The 25,635-nt window shown below is 46.0% G+C and carries 16 protein-coding genes and 1 other annotated feature; of the genes, 8 read left to right on the top strand and 8 right to left on the bottom strand.

All coding sequences use genetic code 11. The features are described 5' to 3' along the window. Nucleotides 1–2 precede the first annotated feature (2 nt). From mtnN to gltB (R7F07_RS12570), 6 genes are all read right to left on the bottom strand, one after another. Nucleotides 3–698 (bottom strand): 5'-methylthioadenosine/S-adenosylhomocysteine nucleosidase, encoded by a 696-nt coding sequence (gene mtnN / locus R7F07_RS12595; protein ID WP_005381837.1) that lies wholly within the window; start codon nucleotides 696–698, stop codon nucleotides 3–5. A gap of 63 nt (nucleotides 699–761) precedes the next feature. Then, nucleotides 762–1,190, bottom strand: a complete 429-nt coding sequence (locus R7F07_RS12590; protein ID WP_017633627.1) for a DUF1499 domain-containing protein — start codon at nucleotides 1,188–1,190, stop codon at nucleotides 762–764. A gap of 91 nt (nucleotides 1,191–1,281) precedes the next feature. After that, a complete protein-coding gene (locus tag R7F07_RS12585; RefSeq protein WP_053304346.1) occupies nucleotides 1,282–2,694 on the bottom strand; it encodes an FAD-dependent oxidoreductase in 1,413 nt (470 codons plus the stop codon). 20 nt (nucleotides 2,695–2,714) lie between these two features. Then, nucleotides 2,715–7,178: a glutamate synthase large subunit gene (gene gltB / locus R7F07_RS12580; RefSeq protein ID WP_171342771.1), complete on the bottom strand. Its 4,464-nt coding sequence runs from the start codon at nucleotides 7,176–7,178 to the stop codon at nucleotides 2,715–2,717. A gap of 448 nt (nucleotides 7,179–7,626) precedes the next feature. Continuing rightward, nucleotides 7,627–9,096 carry a glutamate synthase subunit beta gene (locus R7F07_RS12575; RefSeq protein ID WP_064376566.1) on the bottom strand — a complete coding sequence of 490 codons (1,470 nt, stop codon included), beginning with the start codon at nucleotides 9,094–9,096 and terminating at the stop codon, nucleotides 7,627–7,629. Further along, nucleotides 9,096–13,646: a glutamate synthase large subunit gene (gene gltB, locus R7F07_RS12570; protein WP_136976980.1), complete on the bottom strand. Its 4,551-nt coding sequence runs from the start codon at nucleotides 13,644–13,646 to the stop codon at nucleotides 9,096–9,098. The genes R7F07_RS12575 and gltB (R7F07_RS12570) overlap by 1 nt, the downstream gene beginning before the upstream one ends. Nucleotides 13,647–14,197: 551 nt before the next feature. On the opposite strand from gltB (R7F07_RS12570), the gene R7F07_RS12565 reads away from it, so the two are divergent. The 4 genes from R7F07_RS12565 (at nucleotide 14,198) to R7F07_RS12550 (ending at nucleotide 19,981) form a co-directional block, all read left to right on the top strand. After that, nucleotides 14,198–15,157: a TIGR01212 family radical SAM protein gene (locus tag R7F07_RS12565; RefSeq protein ID WP_171342770.1), complete on the top strand. Its 960-nt coding sequence runs from the start codon at nucleotides 14,198–14,200 to the stop codon at nucleotides 15,155–15,157. 35 nt (nucleotides 15,158–15,192) lie between these two features. Beyond that, nucleotides 15,193–16,938: a GGDEF domain-containing protein gene (locus R7F07_RS12560; protein ID WP_005381828.1), complete on the top strand. Its 1,746-nt coding sequence runs from the start codon at nucleotides 15,193–15,195 to the stop codon at nucleotides 16,936–16,938. Between the two features lie 237 nt (nucleotides 16,939–17,175). Then, nucleotides 17,176–19,530 (top strand): aerobic respiration two-component sensor histidine kinase ArcB, encoded by a 2,355-nt coding sequence (gene arcB, locus R7F07_RS12555; protein WP_171342769.1) that lies wholly within the window; start codon nucleotides 17,176–17,178, stop codon nucleotides 19,528–19,530. 1 nt (nucleotide 19,531) lies between these two features. Beyond that, a complete protein-coding gene (locus tag R7F07_RS12550; protein WP_005381825.1) occupies nucleotides 19,532–19,981 on the top strand; it encodes a hypothetical protein in 450 nt (149 codons plus the stop codon). Between the two features lie 85 nt (nucleotides 19,982–20,066). Here R7F07_RS12550 and arcA read toward each other — a convergent pair whose 3' ends face one another. Next, nucleotides 20,067–20,783, bottom strand: coding sequence for a two-component system response regulator ArcA (gene arcA, locus R7F07_RS12545; RefSeq protein WP_005381824.1), 717 nt, complete (start codon nucleotides 20,781–20,783; stop codon nucleotides 20,067–20,069). A gap of 361 nt (nucleotides 20,784–21,144) precedes the next feature. Here arcA and R7F07_RS12540 point away from each other — a divergent pair, with 361 nt between their 5' ends. Together R7F07_RS12540 and R7F07_RS12535 are read left to right on the top strand one after the other, a co-directional pair. After that, the gene (locus R7F07_RS12540; protein WP_053306886.1) at nucleotides 21,145–21,552 is read left to right on the top strand and encodes a DUF3293 domain-containing protein; all 408 of its coding nucleotides are present in this window, start codon (nucleotides 21,145–21,147) and stop codon (nucleotides 21,550–21,552) included. 64 nt (nucleotides 21,553–21,616) lie between these two features. Next, entirely contained in the window at nucleotides 21,617–22,099 is a 483-nt protein-coding gene (locus tag R7F07_RS12535; RefSeq protein WP_005381822.1) for a putative 4-hydroxy-4-methyl-2-oxoglutarate aldolase, read from the top strand. Here the strand turns inward: R7F07_RS12535 and R7F07_RS12530 are convergent. Then, entirely contained in the window at nucleotides 22,096–22,566 is a 471-nt protein-coding gene (locus tag R7F07_RS12530) for a hypothetical protein (protein ID WP_047102035.1), read from the bottom strand. The two genes, R7F07_RS12535 and R7F07_RS12530, sit on opposite strands and share 4 nt — an antisense overlap. A gap of 423 nt (nucleotides 22,567–22,989) precedes the next feature. Here R7F07_RS12530 and thrL point away from each other — a divergent pair, with 423 nt between their 5' ends. Further along, nucleotides 22,990–23,067: a thr operon leader peptide gene (thrL, locus tag R7F07_RS12525; protein ID WP_074192076.1), complete on the top strand. Its 78-nt coding sequence runs from the start codon at nucleotides 22,990–22,992 to the stop codon at nucleotides 23,065–23,067. Next, nucleotides 23,003–23,122: a sequence feature (Thr leader region), on the top strand. (Overlaps the previous gene by 65 nt.) 53 nt (nucleotides 23,123–23,175) lie before the next feature. Next, nucleotides 23,176–25,635 carry a bifunctional aspartate kinase/homoserine dehydrogenase I gene (thrA, locus tag R7F07_RS12520; RefSeq protein WP_065274188.1) on the top strand — a complete coding sequence of 820 codons (2,460 nt, stop codon included), beginning with the start codon at nucleotides 23,176–23,178 and terminating at the stop codon, nucleotides 25,633–25,635.

Genomic DNA, 25,635 nt, shown 5'->3' with positions numbered 1-25,635 from the left:
GTTTACTTAATGAGTTCCAGCATTTTGAATACCATTTCGGAAGAGCTTTTTGCTGCTAGAGGCAGGAACTCATCAAAGCTCATTGGTGATTCTTTATCAGCGACATCAGAGATTGCACGCACAACAACAAACGGAGTGTTGAATTGATGACAAGTTTGAGCGATAGCAGATGCTTCCATTTCTACAGCGATAACTGACGGGAAGTGTTTACGAATAAACTCTTGACGCTCAGCAGTACAAACAAACGCATCGCCAGTACAAATTAGGCCGCGAACCGCATGAGTGTTTTCCATTTGTGCTAGGGCTTTTTCGGCTAAGTCCATTAGCTTGTCATCCGCTTTGAATGCAGCTGGTTGACCGGCCATTTGGCCAATCTCATAACCAAAAGCGGTTACGTCTGCATCGTGATGACGAACTTCTGTAGAGATAACTACATCGCCAAGGTTTAAGCTTGAATCGAAACCGCCAGCAGAGCCTGTGTTAATCACAACGTCTGGTTGGTATTCATCAAGAAGGATTGTCGTGCCCACTGCCGCTGCAACTTTACCGATGCCCGATTGTAGTACGACGACTTCAACATCGTTAATTTGACCAGAGAAAAACGTACAACCTGCTTTATTTACAGTTTTGCAGTTTGTAATTGCTTGCTTCAGGATGGTCACTTCTTGTTCCATCGCACCGATGATACCAACTTTCATAACACTCTCTTTGGGTAAATATTTTAGTTGGCCGAGAGTATAGCACTCCCCGTTGGCAGTTTTCTATTTGATGAGCTTAGCTTGAGTGAGCTTTTCTCGTAATTGATCGGCGCGCTTTCTGTTTACGCCAAAGTCAGAGTAGCCCACACGAGACTCCGAGCGCACAATCAGTTGGTCTCCTGCTATTTTTAGTTCGAGGTCATCCACGAAGCGCATGATTTTAGATGTGCACTCGATACGAAGGTAGTTGCTTTCTTTCACCGCGGTTTTCGCGCCTGGCAGTTCAAGCGCAACTTGCTCAATAGCGTCGATGTTCGCTGAATCCACTAAGATGAATGGCGTTAGGTTGTATTTTTCTCGCGTGTCTTGGGTGGAGACGCAGTTTGGTTTGTCACCACAAGGTGATTGAGAACGATCCGTCATGGTTTTGACTCCTTGGCTACAAGCGGTTAAGCCGAGCAAAGTAATGGAAAGGAGAGCGGCTTTTTTCATTGGTTTTATCCCTTATCATAGGAATTTAATTATATGTAATAAAAGAAAAAAGGATCCAATAGTAGGATCCTTTTTGAGACGTTAACAGTGATTAAACTTCGAGGTAATCGAGAATGCCTTCTGCCGCTTTTCGTCCTTCATCAATTGCGGTTACGACAAGATCAGAACCTCGTACCGCATCGCCACCCGCGAAGATCTTTTCGTTGCTGGTCTGGAACTGGAACTCTTGCTTCGCTGGGGCTTTGATACGACCCCATTGATCCAAATCGACATCAAACGGTGCTAACCAGTCCATTTTGTGCGGCTGGAAACCAAACGCCATGATAACAACGTCTGCTGGTAGAACGTGCTCGCTGCCTTCAACGGGCTCTGGACGTCGGCGACCCGCTTCATCAGGTTCACCAAGTGCGGTTTTCACCACTTTGACCCCCGAGACTTTGCCTGACGCATCCACTTCAACTCCCAAAGGCTGAAGGTTGAACATGAACTTCACGCCTTCTTCCTTTGCGTTTTTTACCTCGCGACGAGAGCCTGGCATGTTGGCCTCATCACGACGATAAGCACAAACTACGTTGGAGGCTCCTTGGCGAATTGAGGTACGAACGCAGTCCATTGCGGTATCACCACCACCCAGTACGACGACTTTCTTTCCTGCCATATCGATAAAGGGTTGGTTACTCTCAAGACCCATGACTTTGTAGGTGTTCGAAACTAAAAATGGCAGCGCGTCATACACACCCGGCGCATCTTCATTATCTAGACCTGCACGCATGTATTTATAGGTGCCAACGCCCAAGAAAACAGCATCGTATTCATCAAGTAGCTCTTGCATTTGGACATCTTTGCCTACTTCCATGTTCATGCGGAACTCGACGCCCATTTCAGTGAACACACGGCGGCGGTTTTCCATCACGCCTTTTTCAAGCTTGAATGAAGGAATGCCGAAGGTCAGAAGGCCTCCAATTTCAGGGTAGCGGTCAAACACGACGGGCTTAACGCCATTGCGCACTAGGATATCTGCGGCAGCCAAGCCAGCTGGGCCTGCTCCAATGATTGCGACCTTTTTATCGGTCCACTCCACCTTGGACATATCTGGCTTCCAGCCCATTTCAAACGCTTTGTCGGTAATGTACTTTTCTATGTTACCGATGGTGACGGCACCAAAGTCATCATTAAGCGTGCATGAACCTTCACATAGGCGGTCTTGAGGACAAACGCGCCCACATACTTCCGGTAGGCTATTGGTTTGATGCGATAGTTCAACCGCTTCAAGAATACGACCTTCATTGGCAAGTTTTAACCATTGAGGGATGTAGTTGTGGACTGGGCATTTCCATTCACAATATGGGTTGCCACAATCTAAGCAGCGATCCGCTTGTGCAGTCGCCTGCTGCTTAGTAAACGGTTCATAGATTTCAACGAACTCGATCTTACGAACTTTGATAGGCTTTTTCGCAGGATCTACACGCTGCACATCGATAAATTGATAAACGTTCTGGCTCATGATTCAAACATCCTCCATGATTACTGTGCTTGAACACGCAGCTCTGCGGCACTGCGGCTCTGGTGACCAAGTAGCGTGCGAAGATCTGCCGCTTGTGGTTTCACCAAATAGAACTTTGGAATCCATTCATCAAAGTTCGCCAAAATATTTTCAGCATGACTCGACCCTGTTTCTTCAAGGTGTTCCGCAATTAGGCCACGCAAATGTTCTTGGTGGATGTAAAGATCGGACAATGAGATGGCTTCGACAGACTCAGTATTGACTCGACCTTCAAAGCTTTGGTTCTCATCCAGAACATAGGCAAAGCCCCCGGTCATACCTGCGCCAAAGTTCACACCTGTCGCACCAAGAATGGCAACAATACCGCCAGTCATGTACTCACAAGCGTTATCGCCAGCACCTTCAATGACGGCTATCGTACCTGAGTTTCGTACGCCGAAACGCTCACCTGCTTTACCGGCTGCAAATAGTTTACCGCCGGTCGCGCCGTACAGACAGGTGTTACCAATGATGGTTGCTTCATTACACTTAAATGCAGTGCCAAGGTGAGGTTTTATAACCACTTTACCACCCGCCATGCCTTTGCCCACGTAGTCGTTCGCATCGCCCGTGAGGTAAAGCTCTACACCACCTGCGTTCCAAACACCAAAGGACTGGCCTGCGGTGCCGTCAAGATAGATTTTGATAGGGGAAGCCGCCAACCCTTGGTTGCCATAGCGTTTTGCTATTTCGCCAGATAAGCGTGCACCAACAGAACGATCAGTGTTGATGACATTGTAGAAGAAACTTGCCGATTGACTGTTTTCGACCGCATGCATGGCATCATCAACGATCTTTTGGTTGAGCTCAGCTTTATCAAACGGTTTGTTTGGCTCTGTCCAAAATAGCGGATGGCCCTCAGGTGATACTGGAGCTTCTAGAATATTGGATAGATCCAGCTTGGTCTGTTTCGCTGTAAATCCCTCTACTGCCTCAAGTAAATCGGTACGACCAATCAAGTCCGTCAGCTTTTCAACGCCAAGTTCGGCGAGTAATCCGCGCACTTCGTCTGCCAGGCCGATGAAGTAATTCATCACCATTTCTGGTAGACCTTTGAAGTATTCTTTACGCAGTGTCTCGTCTTGAGTCGCAACCCCAGTTGCACAGTTGTTGAGGTGACAAATTCGTAGGAACTTACAACCCATAGCGACCATTGGCGCAGTACCAAAACCGAAGCTTTCTGCACCTAAAATTGCGGCTTTAACTACGTCTAAACCAGTCTTTAGACCACCGTCTACCTGTAGGCGGATCTTATGACGCAGACCATTAGCAACCAGAGCTTGTTGTGTCTCTGCCAACCCCAACTCCCAAGGGCTACCAGCGTATTTTACCGAAGTTAATGGGCTTGCTGCGGTACCACCGTCGTAACCCGAAATGGTAATAAGATCAGCGTAAGCCTTGGCTACACCCGTTGCGATGGTGCCGACACCTGGCTCGGAGACGAGTTTTACCGAAACCAGCGCATTCGGGTTGACTTGTTTAAGGTCGAAGATCAGCTGGGCCAAATCTTCAATCGAATAGATATCGTGATGCGGAGGAGGGGAGATCAGAGTCACGCCTTGTACCGAATAACGCAGTTTTGCGATTTCTGCGGTGACTTTGTGTCCTGGTAGCTGTCCACCTTCACCCGGTTTCGCACCTTGTGCCACCTTGATTTGCAGTACATCCGCATTAGTCAGGTAATGCGGCGTTACACCAAATCGGCCAGAAGCAATCTGTTTGATACGTGAGTTACGCTCAGTACCGAAACGGCGAGGATCTTCACCGCCTTCACCCGAGTTAGAGTAACCACCAAGACGGTTCATCGCCGTTGCAAGTGCTTCATGCGCTTCTGGGCTAAGTGCGCCAATGGACATTGCCGCTGAGTCAAAGCGTTTGAACAGTTCAGTGCGTGGTTCTATTTGCTCAAGTGGCAGCGGTGAGTCTGATTTTTTCAGCGACATTAAGTCACGCAGCATGGCAACAGGGCGTTGGTTTACCTGCTTAGCAAAGCTCTGATAGTCGTTACTTTCGCCAGATTTAACGGCCTGTTGCAGCGTGCCGACGACATCCGGGTTGTAAGCATGATATTCACCTCCATGGACGTACTTTAACAAGCCGCCATGATCAATCGATTTGCGTTTCGCCCATGCTTTACGAGATAAGTTTGTAAGATCTTGCTGGAAGTCGTCAAAATTCGCGCCTTCAATTCGAGTTGTGACGCCTTTAAAACACAGATCGACCACATTTTGGCTCAAGCCAACTGCTTCAAACAGTTGTGAGCAGCGGTAAGAGGCGATGGTTGAGATCCCCATTTTCGACATGATCTTGTACAGGCCTTTGTTGATGCCGTATTGGTAGTTTTGCATCACATCGCGGTAGTCTTTCTCTAGTGCTTTATCATCAATCAGTTTACCTAACGCTTCATAAGCAAGGTATGGGTAAACCGCAGTGGCACCAAAACCAAGTAAGACGGCAAATTGGTGTGGATCACGGGCTGTTGCGGTTTCGACAACAATGTTGGCATCGCAACGTAAGTTCGCGTCAATCAGACGAGTTTGAACGGCGCCGACTGCCATTGCTGCCGGAATTGGTAACTTACCTTTGACCAAGGCTCTGTCCGAAAGCACCACTAAAACCGTGCCTTCACGAACGACTTGCTCTGCTTGCTCACACAGATCATTAATGGCTTGTTTAAGATCTTTTTGTTGTGGGTCGTAGTTGATATCGAGAATGGTATTACGGTAATGATCGTCACTCAGCTCTAGTAGTTGCTGCATGTCAGAATAGAGCAGTACTGGAGAATCAAAGGTTACACGATGCGCGTGGCCATCGGTTTCACAGAAGACATTCATTTCCTGACCGATGCTGGTCGCCAGCGACATGACGTGTTTCTCACGCAGTGGATCGATTGGTGGGTTGGTGACCTGCGCGAACTTCTGACGGAAGTAATCAGTCACCAAGCGCTCTTTCGAAGAAAGAACCGCCATCGGGGTGTCATCACCCATCGAACCGACGGCTTCTTGCCCCATATCACCGAGGACACGCAATACTTGATCGACTTCTTCATTGCTCATAGCAAACTGCTTTTGATAAGTCTTAAGCAAGTCTTCATCAAAGCTGCGCTCACCTACTTGATCTTCAGGCAGCTGAGAGAACGGTGTTAGTTTGCGAACGTTGTTCTCCATCCATTCGCGATAAGGGTGACGAGATTTCAGGTCATTATCGATCTCGCTAGATTGCCAAAGCTTACCTTTACGAGTGTCGATGACGAGCAATTCCCCCGGACCTACACGACCTTTTTTGGCAACTTCATCTGGGGCGTAATTCCAAATCCCTACCTCAGACGCCAGAGTGATCAACTTGTCTTTGGTAATTACATAACGCGCAGGACGTAGACCGTTTCGGTCTAGGTTACAAGCAGCATAACGACCATCGGACAGTACGATACCTGCTGGGCCATCCCATGGTTCCATGTGTTTGGAGTTGAAATCGTAAAACGCACGCAAATCCGGATCCATGTCAGGGTGGTTTTGCCATGCTGGCGGCACAAGCATACGCATGGCACGGAAGATATCCATGCCGCCAGCTAAAAAGAGATCTAGCATATTATCTAGGCTAGACGAGTCTGAGCCTGTCTCGTTCACAAACGGTGCTGCAGTTTGTAGGTCAGGCAGCAGTGGTGACGAGAACTTGTAAGCACGAGCGCGTGCCCATTGTCGGTTACCTTCAATGGTATTGATCTCACCATTATGAGCAAGGTAGCGGAACGGTTGAGCTAATGGCCAACGCGGTTGAGTGTTGGTAGAAAAACGCTGGTGGAACAGACAGATAGCAGATTCCATACGTAGATCGGCAAGATCAAGATAAAAGCGCGGTAAGTCCGCAGGCATGCATAGGCCTTTGTACACCAAAACTTGAGTCGACAAGCTACAGATGTAGAAATCCGGATCTTCGGTGATTTGTTTCTCGATGCGACGGCGTGCGATGTAGAGACGACGTTCAATGTCACGCTCGCGCCAACCTGCCGGTGCAGAGATAAAGACTTGCTGAATATTTGGAAGCGAGTTGGCCGCAATTGGACCGAGTACTTCTGAATTAGTTGGTACTTCACGCCAACCAGCCACAGTTAGCGTCTCTTGCGCCAGTTCTTTGTTGACGATGTCTTTAGCGAGTTGAGCTTTGACTGGATCTTGGTTGAAGAAAATCATCCCTACGGCGTATTGCTTGCCAAGGTTGAAACCATTTTCTTCGGCAATAAGACGTAAATAGGAATCGGGCTTTTGTAATAGAAGACCACAACCATCACCAGTTTTACCATCGGCGGCGATACCACCACGGTGAGTCATGCGGTCAAGTGCAGAAATTGCTGTACGTACCAGCTTGTGGCTTTGTTCGCCTTCCATATGCGCGATCAAGCCAAATCCACAGTTGTCTTTCTCAAGACTTGGATCATAAAGAGCCATTGCAATTCTCCCTTTGCTTATCCGTCATCCCGACAGATATATCAACACTGCTTACGTTGATATCGATGACTAACTATGCGTCATCTTTATAGCTTTATGTATAATTATTCAGTAAAAGTTGTGAAATATTTAACATTTTTTGAGTGTTTTATTTTCATCAACTTCACAAGCTATAGCTTATTGTAAAAAAGGTCAAGTTATTAGTGGATCATCACGTGAATATGCGATTTACCATTTAATAAGCTAAAATAGTTTAATAATTTCAAATAGATAGAAAATTGATTGTTACAAAAAAGTAACATTTGATTCTGTGGGAGATAAAAAAGACCAGCATAAAATGCTGGTCAAAATAGAAAGATTGGAAGGAATTGTTTTCTTTCTTCACCGATAGCCATCGATATTGCTGATGGCTATTAGGCAATTGAAAGAGAGAAGCATGACTGCTTCGTTAAGCAGAAAGCATCAGTGAATCTGCTTTTGCTTCTAGGTTTGTGCCACCCATTAAGTAATCATCGATAGCACGGGCACATTCACGGCCTTCGTTGATACAACGAACCACCAAAGATTGGCCTGTTCGCATATCACCAGCAGCAAATACACCTTCTTGGTTTGTAGCAAAACCTTGAGTTGCTACGTTACCACGATCATCTAGCGCGATATCCAGTTGAGCAAGTACGCCTGTTGGTTCAGGGTGTAGGAATCCCATCGCTAGAAATGCCATATCACATGGAATCACACGCTCGCTGCCTTCTACTTCTTTGAAGCTTGGGCGCTCGCCTGGTTTTGCATCTTGCCAAACGATATCAGCAAGACGAAGGCCTGTGACTTCACCTTTGTCATTTCCGATGAACTCTTTGGTCAGGATGTTCCAGTGACGATCGACACCTTCTTCATGAGAGGTAGAAGTACGTAGGATCATTGGGTATTGAGGCCAAGGCATATTGGCTGGGCGCTTCTCTGGTGGAATCGGCATGATTTCCACTTGAGTTACGCTTGCTGCGCCGTGACGGTTTGACGTACCTACACAGTCTGAACCGGTATCACCACCACCGATGACAACCACATGTTTACCTTTTGCGTGAATCTCTTCCGTTTTCAGGTCCATGTTATTTGCACGGCGGTTGTTTTGACCTAGGAATTCCATTGCGAAGTGAACGCCTTTGAGCTCACGACCCGGAACTGGCAAATCACGTGGAACTGTTGAGCCTCCCGTCAGTAGAACCACATCGAATTCTTGACGCAGTTGCTGAGCATTTACATCAACACCGACGTGTTGGTTTACTTTAAACTCAATGCCAGCTTCTGCCATTAGATTGATCTTGCGATCAATGACTTCCATGCTCAGTTTAAAGTCTGGGATACCAAAACGTAGCAGACCGCCCACTTTCTCGTCTCGCTCGAATACTGTCACGGTATGGCCTGCGCTGTTTAGCTGCTCAGCAGCCGCAAGACCAGCAGGTCCAGAACCAATGATCGCCACCGTTTTACCAGTGCGAGAACGTGGTGTTTTTGGTTTGGCGTACCCTTCACGATACGCCGTTTCTACGATAGTTTTTTCGATATTACAGATAGTGATTGGGTCTTGGTTGATACCAAGAACACAAGCACTTTCACATGGAGCAGGGCAAACACGACCAGTGAACTCTGGGAAGTTATTGGTTGAGCTTAGAATGTTCCAAGCTTCTTCCCAGCTATCACGATAAACCGCATCGTTAAACTCTGGGATGATGTTACCGATAGGGCAGCCGTTATGACAAAACGGCACACCACAATCCATACAACGAGAAGCCTGAGTATTGATCTTGTCACCAAACTCCTCGTTCAGAACGAACTCTTTGTTGTTCTTGATGCGTTCAGCTGGGTCGATCTTCTGTGGTAGTTCACGACCATGCTCTAAAAATCCAGTAGGCTTACCCATTATACGGCCTCCACTTGAGTTTCGTTTCCTTGAGACTGTGCTTCAGCTTTACGCTTTTGAAGAACCGCTTTGTAGTCACGCGGCATTACCTTAACCATAGAGGCTAGGCTTGCTTCAAAGTTGTCTAGGAAAGACTGAGCGACTTCACTTCCTGTGAATTGAACATGCTTAGTTAGCATGTCGAGTAATAGATCTCTGTCTTCTTGCTCGATTGGATCTAGGTCTACTAACTCTGGGTTCAGTTTTGACTCAAAGTCACCTGATTTATCCCATACGTAAGCCACGCCACCACTCATACCTGCGGCAAAGTTACGACCTGTTGACCCAAGGATGATGGCTGCACCGCCAGTCATGTATTCACAACCGTGGTCACCGACGCCTTCTACTACTACTTTCGCGCCTGAGTTACGAACACAGAAACGTTCACCAGCCATACCACGAATGAAAGACTCACCCGAAGTTGCACCGTAGAAGCACACGTTACCAACCACGATGTTGTCTTCCGCGACAATGCTTGATTTTGCATCTGGATAAAGTACTAAAGTACCGCCGGATAAGCCTTTACCCCAGTAGTCGTTCGCGTCGCCTTCCACTTCGAACTTCACGCCCTTAGCTAGGAATGCGCCGAATGACTGACCTGCAGAACCTTTGAACTTCACGTTCATTGGCTGAGGTAGACCTGCATCTTTGTACACTTTCGAGATTTCGTTCGACAACATGGTACCTGCAGAGCGGTCCGTGTTGACGATAGGGAACTCGGCATTCACCGCTTCGCCTTTCTCTAGTGCAGGAATCGCTGCTTGAATCAGCTTACGGTCTAGCACTTCTTCTAGGTTGTGGTTCTGTTGAGCTTGGTTGAATACACCATCAGCTTCACGTGGTTGCTCAACGTGGAGAACAGGAGACAGATCTAGGTTCTTGTATTTCCAGTGAGAAATGTCTTGGCGGATCTTCAGTTTCTGACCTTGACCGACCATTTCATCGATAGTGCGGAAGCCAAGTTCAGCCATGATTTCACGTAGACCTTGTGCCATGTATTGGAAGAAGGTTACGACGTCTTCTACGCGGCCATCAAAGCGCTCGCGAAGCGTCTTGTTCTGAGTCGCGATACCAACAGGACAAGTGTTCTTGTGACACTTACGCATCATGATACAACCTTCAACCACTAATGCTGCGGTTGCTACGCCCCATTCTTCTGCACCAAGTAGTGTTGCCACTGCAAGGTCGCGAGGTGTCTTCATCTGACCATCCGCTTGAACCACGATACGGTTACGTAGACCGTTCTTCAGTAGCGTTTGGTGCGTTTCTGCCAAGCCAAGTTCCCAAGGAAGACCTGTATGGCGGATTGAAGACATTGGTGATGCACCTGTACCGCCGTCGAAACCTGCGATTAGTACAACGTCCGCTTTCGCTTTCGCTACACCAGAAGCGATCGTACCTACGCCTGCTTCTGATACCAGCTTCACGTTTACACGGCCTGCGCGGTTCGCGTTCTTCAAGTCGTAGATAAGCTGAGCCAAATCTTCGATTGAGTAGATATCGTGGTGTGGTGGTGGAGAGATAAGGCCAACGCCCGGAGTCGAATGACGCGTTGCACCGATCCAGTCATCTACTTTATCGCCTGGTAGCTGACCACCTTCACCTGGCTTCGCACCTTGAGCCATTTTGATTTGCAGCTCTTCAGCGTTAGTTAGGTAGTAAGAGGTTACGCCGAAACGACCTGAAGCCACCTGCTTGATTGCAGAGCGTTCCCAATCGCCGTTCTCTTTGCGCTCGAAACGCATTGGGTCTTCACCACCTTCACCAGAGTTCGATTTCGCGCCAAGACGGTTCATCGCAACAGCTAGTGTGGAGTGTGCTTCGTAAGAAATAGAACCGAATGACATAGCGCCCGTCGCGAAGCGTTTCACGATGCTTTCAATTGGTTCGACTTCGTCGATAGAGATAGAACCTGCTGGGTTCTTAATGAATTCTAGCTGGCTACGCAGAGTTACTGCGTTGTCACCTTGTTTATCTACGGCTGTCGCGTACTGCTTGAACTGATCGTAGTTCTTGTTGCGCGTAGACTCTTGCAGTAGAGAAATGGTTTCTGGGTTGAATAGGTGCTTCTCACCACGCTGTTTCCATTGGTAAACACCACCAACATCCAGCATTTGAATTGGGATTTCGCGTTGTGGGTAACCGATGCGGTGACGGATAAGTACTTCTTTGGCGATATCATCAAGGGTTAGACCTTGGATACGAGAAACCGTCCCTGTGAAGTATTTGTCGACCACGGATTTGTGGATACCCAATGCTTCGAAGATTTGCGCACCATGGTACGACTGTAGCGTTGAGATACCCATCTTCGAGAAGATCTTCAGAAGACCGCCATTGATCGCTTTACGGTAGTTGTTGAACAGATCACGAGGGTTCGCTTCTGGATCCAACTTCTTCGTACGTTGAAGTTCAATGATGGTTTCAATCACTAGGTATGGGTTAACCGCATTCGCACCGTAACCAAGTAGTGTTGCAAAGTGGTGCGTTTCACGCGCGTCACCGGTTTCAACCACGATGTCACACTTCGCACGTAGACCTTTACGGATCAAGTGGTGGTGCACTGCGCCAACTGCCAGCATTGCTGGGATCGCAGCGTGGTTTGAATTAACTGCGCGGTCAGTGAGTAGGATGATTGAGTAACCATCGATAACCGCGTCTTCTGCGTATTGGCAGATACGTTTTAATGCACGCTCAAGTTTGCCTTGATCTTCACTAGCTTGGAATACGATATCCAGCGTCTTCGCTTGTAGGTGCTCGTTATCGATCGCACGTAATTTCTCAAGCTCAGAGTTGGCTAGAACAGGCGATTCCAATTCTACTTTCTGACAGTGAAGTGGTGTTTCAGTCAGAAGGTTTTGGTCTTTACCCAAGTAAGTGTTCAGCGACATAACCATACGCTCACGGATCGGGTCGATCGGCGGGTTAGTTACCTGTGCAAACAGCTGCTTGAAGTAGTTTGAAAGATGCTGAGACTGATGAGATAGAACCGCAAGAGGCCAGTCGGCACCCATTGCTGATAATGGCTCTTTCGCGTCATTCGCCATTGGAACGATGATTTCGTTCACTTCTTCAGTGCTTACGCCAAACGCTTGTTGGCGGTGTAGAAGGTGTTCTGGCTTAGGTTGGCTGAACTGGTTGCTCGCATCTGGCAGCTTCTTCAAGCTCAGTAGGTTTTCTTCTACCCATTTCTCGTAAGGCTGTGCCGTTGCGATGGTGTCTTTCACTTCTTCATCGGAGATGATGCGACCTTGCTCTAGGTCTGCAACGAAGATACGACCCGGTTGTAGACGACCACGGAACTCTACGTTCTCTGGTTCAATATCCACAACACCAGATTCAGATGCCATCACTAGGAAGTTATCTTTGGTCACTGTGTAGCGAGAAGGGCGCAAACCGTTACGGTCTAGTGTCGCACCAACTTGAACACCATCAGTAAAACATACTGAAGCAGGACCATCCCATGGTTCCATGATGTTCGCGTGGTACTGATAGAACGCGCGACGTTTAGGATCCATGTTTTTGTTTTCTTGCCATGCTTCCGGGATCATCATCATCAATGCGTGTGGCAGGCTGCGACCAGAAAGAACTAGGAGCTCAAGTGCCATATCGAAGTTAGATGAATCCGAGCTGCCTTCCTGACAGATTGGAAGAAGCATGTCGATTTCAGCCTGAGTAAACAGGTCTGATTCTAGGATTGCTTCACGGGCTTTCATCCAGTTCAAGTTACCGCGAACTGTATTGATTTCACCGTTGTGGGCAATGTAACGGAAAGGCTGTGCAAGACGCCATTTCGGGAAGGTATTGGTAGAGAAACGAGAGTGTACCAGTGCCAGTGCAGTCACCATGGTCGGGTTTTGTAGATCAAGGAAGTACTGAGGTACTTGCTCGGTCGTTAACTGACCTTTGTACACCAATGTCTTGTAAGACATGGAGTTAATGTAGAAGTCGTCACCAATGTTCGAAACGCTTTCTAGGCAAACACGTACAGTATAGTTACGAAGTACGTACAGTTTGCGCTCTAGCTCTTCAGGTGTGATGCCCGGGCCACCAGAGATAAACACATGCTCAAACTGAGGCTCTGTGCTTAGTGGGTCTGCACCGATCATTGAGTTATCGGTTGGCAATACGCGGTAGCCGATAACTTCAAGATCTAGACGTTGTGCGTTACGTTCTAGAATGTCACGGCATTGCTCGCGTTTGTATTCGTCTTTCGGGAAAAGAACGACACCAACACCATACTTTTCAAACGAAGGCAGTTTAATGCCTAGCTTAACGGCTTCTTCTAATAGGAATTCATGAGGTTTTTGTAGCAAGATACCCGCACCATCACCGCTGCATGGGTCACAACCTTGACCACCACGGTGTTCCATGCGAGCCAGCATATCCAATGCTTGAGTCACTACTTCATGAGATTTACGGTTTTTAAGGTGAGCAACAAAACCGATACCACAAGCGTCATGCTCCAGTTCCGGAGTGTACAGACCCTGTGGATTTTGCTCTCTATCTACCATAGATACATCCTTCCAGTTCAATGTCGACGCAAAAGTACCGGGCAGCAAATACTACCTAGACTATTGATTACGTCTTGTCCTTTATATTTATTATCGCCACCGATCTAGGTTGACCGGTCTTGATTCCTTTCCGTATCTCGCAGGAAAAGTTTTGCGAGAAAAACAATCCTTGGTGGTATCCCTTTATTTATTATCACTATCTAGTGATTTATATAGGTAGGAGTGGGATAACACCGACAAATCCCGCAGTGTGCTTTGTAATAAAAGTCACAAAAATAACGGGGTTGTGTAAGTATCCTACAATTTTGTCACTTCAGAATGCAATGAAAAAGTCGGCGTTGTGACCCAATTTTTTCGTTTAATTATGCATTTTTAGTTTAACATTTACGCAACATGAACGATTTTTGTCTTTAATTATGCAAGTTTATTGATTTTGACCCGCATGATGGGTGTTTGAATTGATTAATATTGTGTGTTTTTTCTTGCAGGGATGTAATTTATTTACACAGATCGTAGTGAGATTGATTACGATTTATTGTTGGTGAGAATTTATGCAGTTACATGAGTTGGTCAATACAATCGGCCAAGATCTTCAGCGTCGATACGGTGAAAAGGTTCATAAGTTAACATTGCACGGTGGATTTAGTTGCCCTAACCGCGATGGCACGATTGGGCGGGGAGGATGTACATTTTGCAATGTGGCTTCGTTTGCAGATGAAGAAGTCCAGATAAAAAGCATTCACGAACAGTTAAAAGATCGCGCAGGTGAAATTCACAGAGCGAAGAAGTATCTCGCTTATTTTCAGGCCTACACCAGTACCTATGCCGAAGTACAAGTTCTCAAAAACATGTATGAGGAAGCACTAAAGGCTGCAGACATGGTTGGTCTTTGTGTGGGGACGCGTCCTGATTGCGTCCCTGATGCGGTATTGGATTTACTGTCGGGCTATGTACAGCAAGGTTATGAAATTTGGCTAGAACTAGGCCTTCAAACCGCCAACAATGACACCCTAAAACGTATCAATCGTGGTCATGACTTTGAGTGTTATGCCGAAATCACTAAGCGTGCGCGAACACTCGGAATCAAGGTTTGTACTCACTTAATTGTGGGTTTACCCAAAGAAACCCGCGCCGAAAATATTGAAACGCTGCAAAAAGTGTTGGCCGTGGGAACGGATGGCATCAAGTTACATGGCTTGCATATTGTCGAAGGTAGCACCATGGCGAAAGCTTGGCGTGCTGGAAAGCTAGAAGCCCCTGAATTAGAAGAATATGTTGCGGTCGCCAGTGAAATGATTCGTATGACACCACCAGATGTGATTTATCATCGCGTTTCATCAGCAGCCAGGAGGCCCACGTTATTATCGCCTCTGTGGTGTGAAAACCGTTGGCTAGCGATAACGGAAATTGGTCGAGATCTCAGTGCTCATGGTGCTCAAGGGAGCCTTACGGGGAATGCCTTTATCTATACTAAACCGGAATTAATAGCAGATCGCTCAATAAATAACTGATATATTTTAACCAGTGTTCTTTGAAGGTTTAAACGATGGATCAGTTACTCAATTGGCTTTGGGGTGGTCAAGGCGGTTATGGCTATGTCGTCTTGTTGTTAATCGCAGGCGTGTGCGCGTTAGCACTGATCTATTTGCACTTTCAGACATCACTTAAGCAACTAGTAACGGATTCTCCCTATCCAGTCATAGTGGTGGACACTAGCCATGCTCAGCTCTTGCTATCTAACCAGGCTGCGATGCAGTTGTTAGGCATTCGCTCTTTGGGAACGGGGTATTTGTATCCTGCTTTATTCGATATTCATGAGCTTGAGCAGTTTCTCGATCGCTTCTCTAGTCGTCATTTTCGTCAGCAGGCTTTTGACTGGCGACTATCTGATAGTGAATCTATTAAAGTGGAGCTGTCAGGCAGAAAGAGTTTATTGCGCAATCATCGAGTTTGGATTCTTTATGCTCAGCCATATCAAGCCACTCACCAAGAGCAGCAACAAGAACTTGCCCAATTAATCATCGCACGTTCGGCATTAGACTCACTTTCAGAGCTGATTTGTACCCAAGACCGCCAAGGCAATCTATTAACGACCAATCGAGCATTTGATCAATTCTGGCAAGGGCGAAGGGAAGAAGCTTGCGCATCCAAGGCCTTGGGTGAGATGACCAGAAAAAGCGAACGTAAATGGACAACGGATCCACAAGGTCGAAGTTGCTTATTGGAAGTCAATCAAAACTCTCTTGTTTCGCCGAGTGGTGAGCTTATCGGTACGCTGTCTATTAGTCATGACGTGACTGAATGGCACAAGATGCAACAGAATCTGCGAGATGAAATGGAGCGTCGCAAAGATACAGAGGTGGCGCTAGCGCAAAGAGATACTATCTTACAAACGATTCTGGATGCCAGTCCGGACTCTATTGGTATTTTCAATGAGAACATGGTCTATCAAGCGTGTAATCAGCCTTTTGTTAAGGCGTTAGGCATTTCAAAAATTTCTGATTTGATAGGTAAGCGCCTCCAAGACGTGATTCCTAAAGAGATGTACGCGCGCTTAGCAGACAGTGACTTAGAAGCATTACGCCAGTTAGAGCCAGTTCGATACATAGATAAAGTCGTGAGTAGTGATGGTAAAAGTACGTGGTTTGATGTGGTGAAATCGCCTTTTAAAGATAAAGCATCAGGAACGAATGGTGTGCTGATCATGGCGCGTGATATTTCTGAGCGTTATCTTGCAGAACAAAAGTTGGAAAAAGCCAACCTAGAGTTAGAAAAATTGAGCTTTATGGATAGCTTAACTCAAGTATCGAACCGACGCCGTTTCGACGAACAACTGCAGGTATTGTGGTACCACCACGCTCGAGAAAAGCTGCCGCTCACCATCATGTTATGTGACATCGACTTTTTCAAAGATTACAACGACTGTTACGGTCACCAACAAGGTGATGAAGCGTTAGTCAGTGTCGCTACCGTGTTTACACAAGTCATCAATCGTTCTTCGGATTGTGTTGCGCGTTATGGTGGCGAGGAGTTTGGTTTTATCTTGCCGAATACCACCACGGAAGGTGCGCGCAACGTAGCACAGCGTATTCATGAGAAAATTCTACAGCTTGATATGGAACACGACAGTTCAGAAGCATCTGAACGCCTTACCGTCAGTATCGGTCTGGTCTCTTACATTCCTCAGCATGGTGATGAACCCGAAATGGGCATCGCTATGGCTGACAGTGCGTTATACCAAGCTAAAGCTGATGGACGTAATCGCACCTGTATTCACCCCAGTTCTTGCTAACGCTTTGTGACCGCTTGCTCTAAGTTGATAGCTGATTGTTTAAATCACCGTATTAAACACGTTAAACTTACAGAAGCCTGTGCGCTCGTTGGTTTATCTTTCTATCTCGTGTCACAAGCGCAGATCGCACCGTGTGTTTTTCACTAATCAAACAGACCTAAATTGCGTTAGGTCGAGTGCATTTACCTGTTTTTCATCATCGAATGGCGCTATCTAGCCACCACCATGGAGTAGTTAATGAAACCCATGAAAAACCTCGCCCAGTATTATGTCGACTTGCTAGTCAAACTGGGGATTGTTCGCTTCTCTATTTTGCTAGCCCTTGCGCTGGTGGCATTAGCTGTTGTGGTGCAGGTAGGGATTACTTTAGCTCTCAAAGGGCGAGTAGATGATATCGATATTGTCCGTTCGGTGTTTTTTGGTCTATTGATCACCCCTTGGGCGGTTTACTTCCTCTCTGTGGTTGTCGATCAACTAGAAGAGTCTCGCCAGCGTTTAACTAAGCTGGTGTCCAAACTGAAGGACATGCGTTCGCGAGATCAAGAGCTGAATTACCAACTTCAACAAAACATTGAAAAGCTTAACCAAGAAATTGAAGAGCGTATTAAAGCGGAAGAAGCACGTGAAGAGGCGATGCAAGACCTCGAAAATGAGGTGTTCCAACGCGAACGTACTCAATTAGAGTTGGCAGAACGTACCGCATTACTGCGTTCATTTATTGATGCCTCACCAGACTTAATTTACTACCGCAATGCGGATGGTGTTTTCTCTGGCTGTAACCGCGCGATGGAAGAGCTAACGGGCAAGAAAGAGCACCAGTTAGTCGGATTAAGCCCTTGGGATGTGTATAGCAAAGAAATCGCCGAGCATATCGTTGATACTGACCAAAAGGTTTTTGCCGATAATCAAGCAATTACTTACGAGCAATGGCTCGAATACCCAGATGGTCGCAAGCATTACTTTGAGCTGCGTAAAGTGCCATTTTACAGCAAAGATGGCCGCCACCTTGGTCTCGTTGGGTTCGGTCGTGATATCACTGAACGTAAGCGCCATGAAGAGTCGTTAGAGAAAGCAAGCCGCGACAAAACTACCTTCATCTCAACCATCAGTCATGAGCTGCGAACGCCGCTGAATGGCATTGTAGGCTTAAGTCGTATGCTTCTAGATAGTCCGTTGACAGAAGAGCAGCGTAAACACATGCAGACCATCAATGTGAGTGCGATTACTCTAGGTAACATCTTCAACGATATTATCGATATGGATAAATTTGATCGCCGTAAGTTAGAACTATTACCTGCGCCACTTAACTTCGAAGACTTCGTCGCAGAGATTGAGAGTATCTCAGCTCTGATGGCGGAACAAAAAGGGTTACGCTTTGACTTAGAACGTTTAAGCGACTTGCCAAAAGCAATTGAAGTGGATGCAACCCGTCTACGTCAGGTGATTTGGAACTTGGTCAGCAACGCAATGAAGTTCACCAAGGAAGGTGGCGTTGTGATGACAGTGAGCGCGGATGTCGAAGACGATTTTGCGACCATTATTATGGAAGTGGAAGACACAGGTATTGGTATCCCAGACGAAGAGCTAGATAAGATCTTTGCGATGTACTACCAAGTGAAATCAGGCAAGGACAACCTGCATGCGGTCGGTACAGGTATTGGTTTGGCGGTATCTAAGCAACTGATCAATATGATGGATGGTGACATTACGGTTACCAGTGAGGAAGGCTTTGGTAGCACTTTTACTGTATCGATCCACGTTCCGATTGTTGAACTAGCTGAGCCAGTCATTGATGCGAAACGCGACAATGTGCGCCTCAACATATTTATGGTCGAAGACATCGAGCTTAACGTAACTGTGGCTAAATCGTTACTAGAGAGCCTAGGGCACTCTGTCACCGTGGCAATGACGGGCCAAGAAGCGTTAGTGAACTTTGTGCCAGAAAAATACGACTTAGCGTTGTTGGATATCCAACTGCCTGATATGACGGGCTTTGATGTCGCCAATTATTACCGCAAGCATTATAACAATCTTCCTCCATTGGTCGCCTTAACTGCTAATGTAATGAAAGATCGTCGTGAATACTTAGATAACGGCATGGATGATGCGATCAGTAAGCCGCTGGCAGTGAATGCTATTCAGTCAGTGATTGATAAATTCTTCGCTCACCAGTTAGAACAACCTAAGGAAGTGGTGAGCGGTCCCGAAACAGTGGAAGAGCCAGTGCCTTCTCCTGTGATTGAGACACATTTGCTCGATATGGATATGTTAGAGTCTTACGTCGACATTGTTGGTGCAAAACCTGTCTACGACAGCATAAAAATGTTTGAAGATATGATGCCAGACTATATCGATGTCTTAGATTCGAACATGACAGCGAAAGATCAAGATGGGATTGTTTCTGAAGCGCATAAAATCAAAGGTGCTGCAGGTTCAATTGGCCTGAAACGTATCCAAAGTGTGGCGCAAAAAGCGCAATCGCCCGATATGCCAGCATGGTGGGAAAACATTTCAGACTGGGTTGAAGAGATCAAAAATGAATACCAAAACGATGTTCAAGTCCTCAAAAGTTGGTTGGAACAAAGGAAATAACATGAAAAGAATCGCACCATTGGCATTAGCCATGGCATTGATGGCAGGCTGTAGTTCCGTTCCAAATGTGAATTGGCAACAAAACAGTCAGATTACGATTAATGAGGTTAATGTTGAGCTCAAAAGTAATTTATGGGTGAACCTCATGCCGAATATTGGGGACGTGGAAGAGCAAAGTATTCAAGGTGCACTTTACCTCGAAGGAGATCAGTTACTTCCTGCAAATCTAACGGCAGAAGCTCTTATTATTAAACAGGGGCAAAAAGAGTGGTTGGTGGACAGTGCGTCTTTAGATACTCGAACGCACAGTGAAAGCCGATGGGAGGTGGCGTTCTCGTCTCACATTGATGTGAACACAGAAAAATCGGTTGATATCGCAGTGCTTCTAGACGATGCGGGTAAACAGCGTTGGTTAGTCGAAAAGTACGTGAAGATTAACAAGGTTTATTAACCGCAATGATGTTGCATTAGTCGTTAGACCTAAAACAAAAAGGGCTTGCTCAATGAGCAAGCCCTTTGCATATTAGCGGTTAAATCTAGTCTTCTAGATCGCCACAGAAGCGGTAACCTTCGCCGTGGATAGTGGCGATGATTTCTGGCGTACCTGAAACAGACTCAAAGTGCTTACGGATACGACGAATCGTTACGTCTACAGTACGGTCGTGTGGCTTAAGTTCACGACCAGTCATCTTCTTAAGAAGATCTGCACGAGTTTGAATCTTACCCGGGTTCTCACAGAAGTGCAGTAATGCGCGGAACTCAGAGCGAGGTAGCTTGTAGCTATCACCAGCAGGGCTTACTAGAGAGCGGCTGTTGATGTCTAGTACCCAACCGTTGAATTCATACTTTTCTACCGAGCGCTTCTCTTCTTGCACCGCGTTAGAGCTCATTGAGCGACTAAGTAGGTTACGTGCACGAATAGTTAGCTCACGTGGATTGAATGGTTTAGTGATGTAGTCATCTGCACCAATCTCAAGACCTAGGATCTTGTCTACTTCATTGTCACGGCCTGTCAGGAACATTAAAGCAATGTTCGCTTGCTCGCGTAATTCACGCGCTAGTAGAAGGCCATTCTTGCCTGGAAGATTAATGTCCATAATAACCAAGTTGACTGAGTTATCAGACAACACTTGGTGCATCTCTTCACCGTCACTGGCTTCAAAAACAGCGTATCCCTCTGCTTCAAAAATACTCTTAAGAGTGTTACGAGTTACTTGCTCATCTTCAACGATAAGAATCTGCGGGGTTTGCATTGGCGGTACCTAAATTTGTGACAAAATTGTGCTAATAGAATAAATTCTAGGCAAAAATATAACATACAGGTAATGTGATTTTGATAATAAATCAAGTTGATCAAAAAAACACTTCTTTCAGTTATCCGCCCTCCATGGAATTTTGCCAACTCACCAGTATCCAATGGCGACGTTTATTCTAAAGGGCTTGTTTACCTTTCATTTCCTGCTTTCAGTGGGGCCTGAAACGTAAACACCCTAAGATATTGAGCGGATTTTATATTGTTAACAGCATGCTAACAATGCTCAAATGTTAATTCCATTCAGTTTGTTGATTTATATCAATTGATGAAATGTAACTGTTATTAATCGTTTAAGACTTATGATAGAAAAAAGTAATACGAACATAGACGCATCGTTATGGAATGCTTATTCAGAATCTTTTTTCAGATTCGAAGCCGAGTGGCGTGTTTCAAACTATGCTGTGATAACCGCTTGGAACCCATACAGTAACTTGAGGTCCAAAGAAGAGAACAGCATAAACAATCACGCGTTAGAAAAACAGCTACAGCACGTTAATTACGCGCCTGTCACGGTAGGTGATAGCGCTTTTACATGGTATGAGGAAAGCTTTGCCGTCGAGTTGTCGCCAGAGGTAGCCGTTGAATTGGCGAATGACTTTCAACAAAACGCGATTTATTACGTCATTAATGACCAACTTTATCTTATTGCGTGCTCGCAGCCGAAAGTTTTTCATACGTTAGGCTCCATTAAACCTCGGCTCGTATAGAAGGTATAGAAAAGGATACTGCTCACTGAAGCATCGCTTGGGTGAGAAAATTCACGGAGGAAATATGAGAGACATTACACCCGATATTTGTGACCAATTTGAAGACCAAGTGAGCTTGCTTACTTTACCATTGCAGAACTTTGGTCAACGTAGCGCTTTTTACGGTGAAATCGTTACGGTGCGCTGCTATCACGATAACTCGAAAGTGCGTGAAGTACTGGGCGAAGATGGAACGGGTAAAGTATTGATTGTTGACGGACATGGATCGTGTCAGAGAGCATTACTCGGCGATCAATTAGCGATACTCGGAATAGAAAATGGGTGGGAAGGCATCATTGTCTATGGTGCAATACGCGACGTAGCACAAATATCTCAAATGGACATTGGCGTTCAAGCTCTTGGAACTAACCCGTTTAAAACAGAGAAACGCGGGATAGGAGAGGTAAACGTAACCTTAACGATGCAAAACCAAATCGTTCAACCTAAGCACTACGTTTACGCGGACTGGAACGGTGTATTGATTTCTAAGCAAAAGCTGGACTTCTAAAAACGAAAGCCTAAACCAACCTCAAAGCCTTGTTGCCAATCTTGGTAATCAAGAGTCGCGTGAAGATCCAGTTTATCGGTAATTTTTACGCGACTTGATACTTCAGCCGCGAGGCTGCTGTCGTCTTGGCGAATACCTTCCGCTGTTTCGTTCTTGTAAGAGCGAACTGTACTTTTCAGCGTGACACGATCATTAAAGTGATAGCTGATCCCACTCAAAAAACCACTTTGATTTTGGGTAGGAGAGTTATTGACTCGCGCACCGACATAAACATCTACCGAATCAAAAAGTTCGTAGGCGTAACCCGTATCGATATTCCAAACATCAAAACTGTCAGACTGGTAACTGTCGCTGGAAATGAATAGTTTATGAGGAGAAGGGGATGTTTTACCTGGAAGCGGCGGAAGCTCGTTTGCTAGACAAACACCAGGCACAAAAAACAGCAACAGAAAAAGCCATCTTTTCATGTTCACCACTCCTTGTGTCAACTTTTTTATTAGTATGCGCCCAAAGCTTCTCACTATTAAAGCATAGAATATGAAAGCTAGCTCACCTATTTTCTAAATAATTCGATCCTATGAACATAAGTCACAGTTAAGTTGTTGTTATGTGTCACAACCCTCTCGAATTATTTGATCGTACGTTTTATGGCAAAGATCAGACTAGTTATTAGATAAAAAACCGAACTGGTGATGATGGTTAAGTCCTTTACAAAAACTAACTGTAGATTTTCAAATGATCAATAATGTGTAATTAACTATAAATATCAATGACATTGCTTAGCAGAAATCTCTGAAAGATGGAAAAGCAAACAATTTTTTGTTGACTATGTATCAGAAACTCGGTAAACGTAGAGTTAAGCAAACACAATTAACGTTGAATATTTATTTATGCCATCTAACAGCCTAGTAGTAATGACCACGACCATTATTATTACCGACACGACACATGTTGGGGCAGGCTGCTGAGCGAAAGAAATTCACAAAAAAGGCCTGTATCCAACAAGATACAGGCCTTTTTTTATGCTTTTTTATCCAGAATTTAGACAAATTTAAGAAGATATACCGGAGGAAGGGATGCGAGTATTGAAGTTTGGCGGATCATCACTAGCTGATGCAGATCGCTTTTTGAGAGCGGCAGACATTATTGCCAATAACGCTCAACAAGAAGAAGTAGCGGTTGTTCTTTCCGCTCCCGGTAAAACAACAAACAAATTGGTTGCGGTCATTGAAGGCGCATTGCGCAATGGTGAAGCAGAACTACAAATCAAAGAGTTGGAGGAGTCGTTTAAAACGCTCTTCACTCAAATCCAAGCAGTACTACCCAATATCGATGGTTCAGCTTTCGATAACCAAGTGAAAACTTCTCTCTCTCAATTACGCCAGTTCGTTCATGGCATCAACCTTCTTGGCATGTGCCCAAACAATGTTAATGCACGTATTATTAGCAAAGGCGAACGCGTTTCGATTCAATTGATGAAAGCGGTGCTAGAAGCCAAAGGCCAGCCAGCGCATCTTATCGACCCAGTTGAATACCTATACGCAAAAGGTGATCACCTTGAAGCCATGGTTGATGTAGATGTTTCAACGCAAAACTTCCGCCAAAACCCTCTTCCTCTGGGCCATGTGAATATCATGCCTGGCTTTACCGCAGGTAACGAGAAAGGTGAATTGGTAACACTTGGTCGCAATGGCTCTGATTATTCGGCGGCGGTTCTTGCGGCGTGTCTGCGCGCAGATTGTTGTGAGATCTGGACTGACGTAGATGGTGTATACAACTGCGACCCTCGTTTAGTGGAAGATGCTCGCTTACTTAAATCTCTTAGCTACCAAGAAGCAATGGAGCTTTCTTACTTCGGTGCTTCCGTTCTGCACCCGAAAACCATCGCCCCAATCGCACAATTCCATATCCCATGTCTGATCAAAAACAGCTTTAACCCACAAGGTGCAGGAACTCTGATTGGGCAAGACACTGGTGAAGACAATCTGGCGATCAAAGGTATCACGACGCTAAACGACCTAACCATGGTTAACGTCTCCGGCCCAGGTATGAAGGGTATGGTTGGCATGGCAAGCCGCGTATTTGGCGCAATGTCTTCCGCTGGTGTGTCTATTGTTCTTATTACTCAGTCTTCTTCTGAGTACAGCATTAGCTTCTGTATTGAGGCAGAAGATAAAGCAAAAGCGCAACAAGTACTGGCCGATGCGTTTGAGTTGGAACTGAAAGATAGCTTATTAGAGCCGGTCGAGTTTATTGATAATGTTTCAATCATAACGTTGGTTGGTGACGGCATGCGTACATCGCGCGGTGTTGCATCTCGCTTCTTCTCATCTCTTGCTGAAGTGAACGTAAACATTGTAGCCATCGCACAGGGCTCATCTGAGCGTGCTATCTCAGCCGTGATTCCTGAAGATAAAATCTCTGAAGCGATCAAAGCGTGTCACGAAAACCTATTCAACTCTAAGCACTTCTTAGACGTATTCGTGGTTGGTATTGGCGGCGTTGGTGGTGAGCTGGTGGATCAGATCGAGCGTCAACAGGCGAAGCTTGCGGAAAAAGGCATCGTTATTCGCGTGTGTGGCTTGGCAAACAGCAAAGGTCTTCTGCTTGATAGTGAAGGTCTGCCACTCGATCATTGGCGTGATCGTATGTCGGCTGCGACAGAAGAGTTCAGCCTAGCGCGTTTGATTTCTTTGGTTCAACGTAACCACATCATCAACCCAGTATTGGTTGACTGTACATCAAGTGAAGATATCGCGAACCAATACGCTGATTTCTTAGCTGCTGGTTTCCATGTCGTTACACCAAATAAAAAAGCAAACACAGCAAGCATGGCTTACTACCATCAGCTTCGCGATGTTGCGCGCAGCTCTCGTCGCAAGCTGATGTACGAAACAACTGTGGGGGCGGGTCTACCGGTAATCGAAAACCTGCAAAACCTAATCTCAGCGGGTGATGAGCTAGAGCGCTTCAGCGGTATTCTTTCTGGCTCTCTGTCATACATCTTCGGTAAGTTAGATGAAGGTATGAGCCTAAGTGAAGCAACTAATATCGCAAAAGAAAATGGTTTTACTGAACCGGATCCTCGTGATGACCTTTCTGGTATGGATGTCGCGCGTAAGCTTCTGATCCTAGCTCGTGAAGCAGGCATGTCTCTAGAACTAGAAGACGTTGTGGTTGATCAAGCACTGCCACCAGGTTTTGATGATTCTGGTAGCGTTGATGAATTTATGGCGCGTTTACCTGAAGCAGACGCCTACTTTAAAGAATTATCTGCAAAGGCAGCGGAAGAAGGCAAAGTACTGCGCTACGTTGGTGAGATTAATGAGGGCAAGTGCACAGTAAGCATCGCTGCGGTGGATGAAAACGATCCAATGTATAAAATCAAGGACGGTGAAAATGCACTGGCATTTTACAGCCGTTACTATCAGCCAATCCCACTAGTGTTACGTGGCTATGGTGCAGGCACCGAAGTAACGGCTGCGGGTGTATTTTCTGACGTGATGCGTACTTTAGGTTGGAAACTAGGGGTATAA

The sequence above is a fragment of the Vibrio sp. YT-16 genome, from assembly GCF_033337405.1.
Taxonomy (GTDB): Bacteria; Pseudomonadota; Gammaproteobacteria; order Enterobacterales; family Vibrionaceae; genus Vibrio; species Vibrio alginolyticus.
Note: the sequence above shows the minus strand (reverse complement) of the source record. Positions and strands in the feature narration are given on the sequence as shown.